At 52.8% G+C, this 7,938-nt stretch carries 10 protein-coding genes; 6 read left to right on the top strand and 4 right to left on the bottom strand.

The window, feature by feature from the left end; all coding sequences use genetic code 11:
• Positions 1-33: 33 nt before the first annotated feature.
• Positions 34-720 carry a hypothetical protein gene (locus AC9UEO_RS09320; protein WP_509532421.1) on the bottom strand — a complete coding sequence of 229 codons (687 nt, stop codon included), beginning with the start codon at positions 718-720 and terminating at the stop codon, positions 34-36.
• Positions 721-725: 5 nt separating this feature from the next.
• Positions 726-1,031: a hypothetical protein gene (locus tag AC9UEO_RS09325; protein ID WP_509532423.1), complete on the bottom strand. Its 306-nt coding sequence runs from the start codon at positions 1,029-1,031 to the stop codon at positions 726-728.
• 174 nt (positions 1,032-1,205) lie between these two features.
• On the opposite strand from AC9UEO_RS09325, the gene AC9UEO_RS09330 reads away from it, so the two are divergent.
• Both AC9UEO_RS09330 and AC9UEO_RS09335 read left to right on the top strand, forming a co-directional pair.
• Positions 1,206-1,748 (top strand): group I truncated hemoglobin, encoded by a 543-nt coding sequence (locus tag AC9UEO_RS09330; RefSeq protein ID WP_509532425.1) that lies wholly within the window; start codon positions 1,206-1,208, stop codon positions 1,746-1,748.
• Positions 1,741-2,166 (top strand): tyrosine-type recombinase/integrase, encoded by a 426-nt coding sequence (locus AC9UEO_RS09335; protein WP_509532426.1) that lies wholly within the window; start codon positions 1,741-1,743, stop codon positions 2,164-2,166. The genes AC9UEO_RS09330 and AC9UEO_RS09335 overlap by 8 nt, the downstream gene beginning before the upstream one ends.
• On the opposite strand, the gene AC9UEO_RS09340 is transcribed toward AC9UEO_RS09335, so the two are convergent.
• Complete coding sequence (locus AC9UEO_RS09340) at positions 2,152-2,544, bottom strand: YbhB/YbcL family Raf kinase inhibitor-like protein (protein ID WP_509532428.1); 393 nt, start codon at positions 2,542-2,544, stop codon at positions 2,152-2,154. The genes AC9UEO_RS09335 and AC9UEO_RS09340 overlap by 15 nt on opposite strands.
• Positions 2,545-2,710: 166 nt before the next feature.
• Here AC9UEO_RS09340 and AC9UEO_RS09345 point away from each other — a divergent pair, with 166 nt between their 5' ends.
• From AC9UEO_RS09345 to AC9UEO_RS09355, 3 genes are read left to right on the top strand one after another with little or no spacing between them, the layout of a single operon-like run.
• Positions 2,711-4,384: a formate--tetrahydrofolate ligase gene (locus AC9UEO_RS09345; RefSeq protein ID WP_509532430.1), complete on the top strand. Its 1,674-nt coding sequence runs from the start codon at positions 2,711-2,713 to the stop codon at positions 4,382-4,384.
• Between the two features lie 21 nt (positions 4,385-4,405).
• Complete coding sequence (locus tag AC9UEO_RS09350; protein WP_509532431.1) at positions 4,406-5,476, top strand: cytochrome-c peroxidase; 1,071 nt, start codon at positions 4,406-4,408, stop codon at positions 5,474-5,476.
• A gap of 23 nt (positions 5,477-5,499) precedes the next feature.
• A complete protein-coding gene (locus tag AC9UEO_RS09355) occupies positions 5,500-5,928 on the top strand; it encodes a surface-adhesin E family protein (protein WP_509532433.1) in 429 nt (142 codons plus the stop codon).
• Here the strand turns inward: AC9UEO_RS09355 and AC9UEO_RS09360 are convergent.
• A complete protein-coding gene (locus AC9UEO_RS09360; RefSeq protein ID WP_509532434.1) occupies positions 5,909-6,727 on the bottom strand; it encodes a 2-keto-4-pentenoate hydratase in 819 nt (272 codons plus the stop codon). The two genes, AC9UEO_RS09355 and AC9UEO_RS09360, sit on opposite strands and share 20 nt — an antisense overlap.
• A gap of 49 nt (positions 6,728-6,776) precedes the next feature.
• Between AC9UEO_RS09360 and AC9UEO_RS09365 the strand changes: the two genes are divergently transcribed.
• Complete coding sequence (locus AC9UEO_RS09365) at positions 6,777-7,673, top strand: alpha/beta fold hydrolase (RefSeq protein ID WP_509532440.1); 897 nt, start codon at positions 6,777-6,779, stop codon at positions 7,671-7,673.
• Positions 7,674-7,938 lie beyond the last annotated feature (265 nt).

The raw sequence follows: 7,938 nt of genomic DNA on the forward strand, positions 1-7,938 counted from the left end.
TTAGGTTTAGCAATCAGCAATAGCCCTAGGCGGTCAAGAATTTCGCAGACGCCGATGCTGAAAAAACAAACTGCCCATCGCCAACAGGATATAGCTCAGGCAGGCCAACAAATAGATGACGGTGCGTTGGCGCTGGGTTTGCGTGTGTTGCATATTGGCGTCGTCAAGCGCCGAGCGGGCTTGCGAGAGTAAGCCGTCATTGCTGGCACATTGCACCGCGTATTTGCGCATATCGGGGTCAGCGATCAAGTCGTAGCTGAACGACTGGTCTTCCCAGCGCAAGTCGGCGATTTTCTTTTTGTACAAATTCACTTTGGTGATTTCTTCGCGCACGATCATGCCGTTGGGGTAACCCTGCAGCACAGCGTAGTCGACCATGGCCTGAGCTTCATTGAGTTTGAGTTTGAGTTGATCGATATCGGCTTGAACGCGACTGCGTCCATTCAGGTTGTAGGCGCTGAGTTGTTGCTGCAAAGCTTGCACACTTTCATCTGCCAAATTGCATTGACGCGCATTGAGTTGCTGCCACAGGCTGCGCTCTTCTATGGTGTGTTCAATGTCCAAACGTTCTCGCTCGCTTTGCACATTATTTGGCATTGTCCACAGCGTGACCATGGTGATGGCCACGATGAAGGCCACTTGAAGCATCAGCCAAAGGGTCCATGGGTTGATGTGAAAACTTTGTACGCCAACGGGAGCGGAATGGACATGGGTGTTCATAGGGTTTATCTCACCAAGATAGAAGCGGTCATTTGAAGAAAGGGCTGTAAAGCACTGGCGGGGGTGTAGCCAAAACTGGGCACCTCGCCAGACTGGGCGGGGTTGACCGTCAAAGAAACAGGTGTGGCAGAGGCGTAGCGAGGAACCTCATTGCTGTCAGAAAGGGGGAGATTGCCAGACAAAGCAGACGCCACATAGGCTTTGCAGGGTGTAGATTCAGGAGCGTTGGCCGCACAGTAGCGCCAATGTTCGGCGAAGGCAAGAGGGCTTAAGAGGGTCGAAGTGACTATGAAAATGGTTGATCTCAGCATGTTTATCCCCTTTGCCACCTTCGGGTGACGGTTAAAGTCAACGAAATATTGACACCACCAAGGGATAAGCAAATTTCACGCCGAAACAGATTTACTTCAAAACAACCCAATAAATCAATAAATTTGTAATTTTTGTCGTAATATATTGCCAATTTTCTCAACGGTAGTGCATATATGACCATCAAAGTTTGCAGCAAGTGCGGGGTAGCTTCGGAAGAAGCTAAGCCATTGAAATGTTCTAAATGCGGTTCGCGTGATTTCCACGACAGCCAAGGCTCGGCTTTTGGCAAAAAAACCAGTACCCCAGAGGCTGGGGCCGTAGAGCCTGTGCCTGCACCTGCGAAGCCCAAGCCCCCAGAGTTCGAGACCTTGTTTGACAAATACGGCGGCATTCCAACCATTGCCAAACTGGTCAAAGGGTTTCACCATGAAATCATGGCGCGTCATCATTTGGCGGCCTATTTTGACGGCATCGACATGGAGCACTTAGCCCAACACACCGTGAAATATGTGGCCTTTGTTATGGGTAAACCCGCAGAGTTCTACACCGGTAGGGATATGTACACTGCACATGCCAAGTTCCATATCAGTGGAATGCACTTCGACGAGGTTGCCGATGTGCTCAAAGATGTGTTGACAGCGGCGGGGATGGCCAAACCGGACATCGCACTCGTCATGTTGCGGGTCGAAAGCCTGCGGGAGATGATCATTGCCTAAACAGCTGAGCGAGCCAGATAATTTCAAAGCGCTTGCACAGCTGTACATGGCGCATGAATCAGCGCGTTTAAGTCAAGCAGTTTTGACTCGCCGAGAAGCGCACCTTAAGGACCACTTATTACCCTTGTTGGGTGAGATACAACTCTACGACATCACTGCCATGCGGATTCGCCATTTGACGAGTCAGCTTGAGGAAAAAGGTCTCTCACAAGCCAATATCCAACAAGTGACTTTAAGTTTGCGGGTGTGCCTTAAATTCGCAGTGAACAAACGCTGGCTTAATGTGCTACCTTGGCCTAAGCACCGAATTGTGCAAAGCATGCCGATTACACAGGCAATGCCCACGCTAAGCGCCTTCGAATTTAATGACCTCTACAGCGGCTTGCTAGGCGATATTCAAGGCTCAAGGGCTTTTTAACAGACCTTGCAAAATCACAAATTTCGCAGAAAACGCTGCTTTCGCACTGCCTATAGCCAAAGGCTTGTCTTCAGCGCCTAAGGCAGTCACGCTGAACTGGTATTCATGTCCCAAGGTGGTGAAGTTTTCAGGGCAGGGGCCTTTGTAAGCTTTCAATGCGCCAGAGGCAATGGTGAAGCTGCTGCCAAAAGGCTCGCTTTGGCTGATGTCGCCGCCGCCATGGTCATCGTCTTTTTGGTCTAAATCGATCATTTTGATCCGCAAAGTGGTGGTGCCAGCGGGGATGTCTTTGAGGCGAATTTCAGGCGACACCGGTGAGCAGCGGTGGCTGATGTTCCAAGCAAATGCGACATCCAGCCGCGATTGGGCATAGGCCATAGGGACTAGCAATAAAGTCGAAAGCAGCAGGTATTTTTTCATTCATGTCCCCATCTTCAATGCTGTCAGATGCCCCGATTAAATCGGGGTCTGACCCCAATTATTTTGCGCTAAGTCAAAGCGGTGCTTGTAAACTTGGAAAATCTTTTTTTTTGAGAAATTAGCCATGCGAAGTGACATTGAAATCGCCCAAGCCGCCAAGCTCCATCGAATTCCCGCGTTGGTCAAGCAGCATATGAACATTGCCGACGACCATTTGTATGCCTATGGTCACCACAAAGCCAAGCTGTCTTTGAAGCACATCGCCAGTTTGCCAGACAAAAAGGGCAGCAAACTGATTTTGGTTACCGCTATTTCTCCCACACCAGCGGGTGAGGGCAAGACCACCACCACCGTGGGCTTGGGCGACGCCTTGTGCAAGATCGGCAAGAAGAGCCTTATTTGCTTGCGCGAACCTTCGCTCGGCCCCGTGTTTGGCATGAAGGGCGGGGCCACTGGCGGGGGCATGGCGCAAGTGGTGCCTATGGAGGACATCAACCTTCACTTCACCGGCGACTTTGGTGCAATTGCCTTGGCGCACAACCTGTTGTCGGCCATGCTCGACAACCATATCCACCACGGCAACACTCTCAAGATCGACACCCGCCGTATTGTGTGGAAGCGGGTGATGGACATGAACGACCGTGCTTTGCGTCAAATGGTGGTGGGCTTGGGAGGCACCGCCAATAGCGTGCCGCGCGAAGACGGTTTTGACATTGTGGTGGCCTCTGAGGTGATGGCGATTTTTTGTTTGGCGACCAGTTTGTCTGACTTAAAGACCCGCTTGGGTCGTATCGTCGTGGCTTACAACACCGAGGGTTCGCCCGTGTTGGCCAGCGACTTGCAAGCGCATGGTGCCATGGCCGCTTTGCTCAAAGATGCCTTGGCGCCCAATATCGCGCAGACCTTGGAAAACAACTTGGCTTTCATTCACGGCGGCCCTTTTGCCAACATCGCCCACGGCTGCAACTCGGTGATCGCCACCAGCACAGCCATGAAATTGGCCGACTATGTGGTGACCGAAGCCGGTTTTGGCGCTGACTTGGGCGCCGAAAAATTCATTGACATCAAATGCCGTAAAGCCGATTTGAAACCTTCGGCGGTGGTGTTGGTGGCAACCGTGCGGGCCTTGAAGTACCACGGTGGCGTGGCGGTCAAAGAATTGGGAAGCGAAAACCTTGACGCGTTGACAAAAGGCATGGTCAACCTCGAGCGTCATTTGGGCAATATCAAAAACCATTACGGCCTGCCTTGTGTGGTGGCGATCAACCACCGTACCGAAGATACGCCTGCCGAAATCAGCTTGCTTGAAAAAGCCTGCGCGGCCTATGGCGCCCAAGTGGTGGTGGCCAAGCACTGGGCCGAGGGTGGTGCGGGTGCGGTCGAGTTGGCGAATGCCGTGGTGGCTTTGTGCGAGCAACCCAACCAGTTTCAGTTTGTCTACCCTGAAACCGCCACATTGTGGGACAAGGCGCAAACAGTCGCGCAAAAAATTTACGGCGCCCAAGGCATTTCAGCCGACGCCAAAATTCGTGGGCAAATCGACAAATTGCAAGAACAAGGCTATGGCCATTACCCGATTTGCATTGCCAAAACCCAGTACTCTTTTTCCACCGATCCCAAGCTCTTGGGCGCGCCGTCTGGCCACACCATGAACATCCGCGAAGTGCGTTTGGCCGCAGGTGCGGAGTTCATTGTCATGGTGTGTGGTGATGTGATGACCATGCCAGGTCTGCCCAAGGTACCCTCTGCCCATGCCATCGATGTCGATGCTCAAGGCAATATCGTTGGTTTATTTTGATTTTTTTCTTAAAGGGTAGTCATGCGTAAATGGACATGGTTGATTTCTTCGGTGACGGCAGCCTCGCTGTGCAGCATGGCATTGTTGGCAACTTTCTCTGCAGGTGCTGCAAGCGAGGACCAAGCTTTGCTCGACAAAGCTCGGGCTCTTTTCAAGCCTTTGCCAGACAGTTCAGCCTTGGAAAACACTGCGCTGACGCCAGAGCGTGTGGCACTTGGTAAAGCGCTGTTTTACGAAACCCGTGTTTCTAGCGATGGCCGCCAAGGCTGTGTGAGTTGCCACAACCCTGCTTACCATGGCGGTGACAGTCTGCCATTGTCCATGGGGATCCACGGCAAGGTGCTGCCCCGCAACGCACCCACGGTGTTCAACACTTCCTTGCTGGTGGCGCAGCACTACGGCGGCAACCGTGCCAGCGTGGAAGAGCAAGCCGTCAAGGCGCTGACCAGTCCCGTGGCCTATGGCAATGCCAATTTTGAGCAAGCCGAGAAAAAGTTAGCGAACTTGGGCTACCAACCTTGGTTTGACAAAGCCTTTGCGGGAGAAGCCAAACCTTTGAGTGCTGAAAACTGGGGCAAAGCCATTGGTGCCTTCGAGCGCACACTTTTGACACCCGCACCGTTTGACCGTTACTTGAAAGGCGACAGCCAAGCCCTGAGCGCCCAAGCCAAGCAAGGCTTGAAAACCTTCATCGATACCGGTTGCGCCGGATGCCACAACGGTGTCACCGTGGGCGGTCAAAGTTTTCAAAAATTTGGTATCACCCAAGACTATTGGTTGGTCACGGGCAGCACCGAAAAAGAAGCTTTCAAAGGCTACGACAAAGGCCGCTTTCAAGACACCAAAAACGAGGCAGATGCCTTCATGTTTAAAGTGCCGCAGTTGCGTAACGTGGCGATGACACCTCCTTATTTTCACGATGGCACAGCCGCTACCTTGTCGCAAGCGGTTCGCATCATGGCGCAGTTACAACTGGGCAAACAACTCAGCGACACTCAAGTGGCCGACATCGTGAGCTTTTTGGAAAGCTTGACGGGAGAGGTGCCAGCTGATTTCGCCAAAGCCCCTGCTTTGCCAGTGGCTTCCCACTGAAGCACTTTCCTCCTAGATCTGCTGTGCCCCGCTTGCTGCGCATGGTGTTTTGCATAGGCCTGGGGCTAGCACAGGGTGTGTCCAATGCCGCTTGGACCTATATGGGGCATATTGATGGGCATACCGTCATGATTGACCGCAACACGATTCAACTCAAAGGCCGAAATGCCTTGGTGTGGATGTTGACCAACTACAGCAGCCCCACCGCCAACCAGCTTTTGTCGGCTACCACCCATTTGGAGTTTGATTGCGATAAAAACAAAGTCAGGTATTTGCAGATTTACGGTTACGAGGGACAAATGCAAAGCGGTGCTCGTTTGCTCACCAGAACCCAGTCCAGTGTGTTTGTGGCGGTGGAGTTTGGCACCGTCATGAAAAGCTTTCAGCAAATTGCTTGTACAAGAGGCCCCTTCTTTCGACAAGACGGTGTTCTTAACAAACCATCAAAGTAACTTCAGCCAATCCTGGCATTGCAAAGCGAAGTGTTTGACCCGTCAGAGGAAATTGCGAAGCCACCCAACTGCCGGTGGTGACCCAGTCGCCCGCTTTGAAGCGACGACCGCGCGTACGCAAATGGTTGGCTATCCATGCCATGGCAATCAGCGGGTGCCCCATCACATCGCTGCAATGACCTTTGCCGATGGCTTGGTCATTGATAAAGGCACTGGCTTGGGTTTGCCACAGCGTGTCAAAGTCTTTGGCTGCAATCGGCGTTCCCAACACCACCCCATGGTTCCAGGCGTTCTCGGCCACCAAGCTGAAAAAGCCTTTTTTTAGCAATGCATAGTTGGCAAAGCGGTCATCGGCGATTTCAAGCGAGGGGTAAGCGCAGTCTAGATAGGGCAAGATGCTGTGCCTGTCCCAATCGTCTTCTCGCTCTGGCAGGTCTTGGCCAAATTGCAAGGCCAACTCAAACTCAACAATCAAATGCTGGTAATCAGTCGCTTGAACGCGGTGGCCATTGGCAAACACAGTGTCAGCCAGCACGCAGCCCGAAATGGCATCGTCAAAGCCCACAAAGGCCTGCATGGCTGGGGTGGTGATGGCAATTTTGTAGCCTCCCACCTGTGAATTTCTCTGCGCTGCAAGTTGTTGCACAAAGGCCTCTTGGCTGGCATAGGCTTGTCCCAATGTAGGGATGGCAAACGGGGGCACTAATGCATGAAAAGGTTCACGCAAAGCTTGCTGGCGACGCAACTCGGCTGCCGTTGCTATAGCGCCAATCCAGTCCTGCGAAGATTCGGTTTCCATGTCACCAGTGTGGCACAGACTGTCGCTGTCAGCGCAAGCCTTGAGTAACATGCGTCACATGCAATTCATAGAAACCGCGTTGCTGCGCATAGGCTACAAAGAATGGAACCCTGAGGGGGGCCACACCATCGTGCTGGCCCATGGCTGGCCCGACAGTCCACGCTGTTGGCATGAAGTCGTGCCGCATTTGGTGCAAGCGGGCTACCGCGTCATTGCGCCAGCTTTGCGCGGTTTTTTACCCACCACGTTTTTACGCCAAGACACACCACGCACGGGGCAACTCTCTAGCCTTGGGCGAGACATGGTGGAATTTGTGCAGGCCATGGGGCTGACAAAACCTGTGTTGGTCGGCCACGACTGGGGGGCGAGGGCGGTAGCCAATGCCTGCGGTTTACAGCCCGGCATTGCCAGTCATATGGTGATGATGTCCGTGGGGTACGGCACCAACGACCCCACGCAAGACTTGAGCATGGAACAAACCCAGCTTTACTGGTACCACTGGTTCATGGCCACGGCTCGCGGCGAGCGCTATGTACGCGCCAATGCCAAAGCGTTCTCGCAACGAATGTGGGACACATGGGCACCCAAGGGTTGGTATTTGCCCAATGAATTTGAGCAAACCGCTTTGGCGTTCAATAACCCCGACTGGGCCGAGGTGACTTTGCACTCCTACCAGCATCGCTGGGGACATGCGTCTAGCGACCCTTACTACGCCGCCGATGAAGCGCTGTTGCACCCTGCACCCGTGTTGAATGTGCCAACCTTGATGTTGCACGGCGAAGCCGATGGGGTGAGTTTGCCTGCCACTTCTGCCAACCGCGAGAAGTTTTTCAGCGGGCCATACCAGCGCCAGTTGTTGCCAAGTGTGGGGCACTTTCCCCAGCGCGAAGCGCCCTCTAAAGTGGCGAAGGCTATCTTGGGGTTTTTAAAAGCTAAACCTTTTTGACTTTAGCTTATGAGCAAAGCAGCAAATCGCTGTCATTTTGACTATTGACACTCTCGTTAAATGGAGTACAACCAGTCATCCTTAGCAATACAGCCAAGTAATAAGGTGTTGACGCCGACCGAAAACTGACCATTTATTGAGGGTAGTGCCGATTCAAAATTGACCAGGGTGTTCAATCACCTGCTTAACTATTAGGCAGGACAAGGAGATGATCACCATGGACATGTTAGGCAAGGTCAGGCGCATGAAGATGCGCGATAAGTTA

The sequence above is a fragment of the Limnohabitans sp. genome (genome assembly GCF_040401495.1).
Classification (GTDB): domain Bacteria; phylum Pseudomonadota; class Gammaproteobacteria; order Burkholderiales; family Burkholderiaceae_C; genus Limnohabitans.

Excerpts from the sequence above, each read along its gene's own strand:
- AC9UEO_RS09320 (WP_509532421.1), bottom strand. The coding sequence starts at position 720 with ATGAACACCCATGTCCATTCCGCTCCCGTTGGCGTACAAAGTTTTCAC.
- AC9UEO_RS09325 (WP_509532423.1), bottom strand. The coding sequence starts at position 1,031 with ATGCTGAGATCAACCATTTTCATAGTCACTTCGACCCTCTTAAGCCCT.
- AC9UEO_RS09330 (WP_509532425.1), top strand. The coding sequence starts at position 1,206 with ATGACCATCAAAGTTTGCAGCAAGTGCGGGGTAGCTTCGGAAGAAGCT.
- AC9UEO_RS09340 (WP_509532428.1), bottom strand. The coding sequence starts at position 2,544 with ATGGCCTATGCCCAATCGCGGCTGGATGTCGCATTTGCTTGGAACATC.
- AC9UEO_RS09345 (WP_509532430.1), top strand. The coding sequence starts at position 2,711 with ATGCGAAGTGACATTGAAATCGCCCAAGCCGCCAAGCTCCATCGAATT.
- AC9UEO_RS09350 (WP_509532431.1), top strand. The coding sequence starts at position 4,406 with ATGCGTAAATGGACATGGTTGATTTCTTCGGTGACGGCAGCCTCGCTG.
- AC9UEO_RS09360 (WP_509532434.1), bottom strand. The coding sequence starts at position 6,727 with ATGGAAACCGAATCTTCGCAGGACTGGATTGGCGCTATAGCAACGGCA.
- AC9UEO_RS09365 (WP_509532440.1), top strand. The coding sequence starts at position 6,777 with ATGCGTCACATGCAATTCATAGAAACCGCGTTGCTGCGCATAGGCTAC.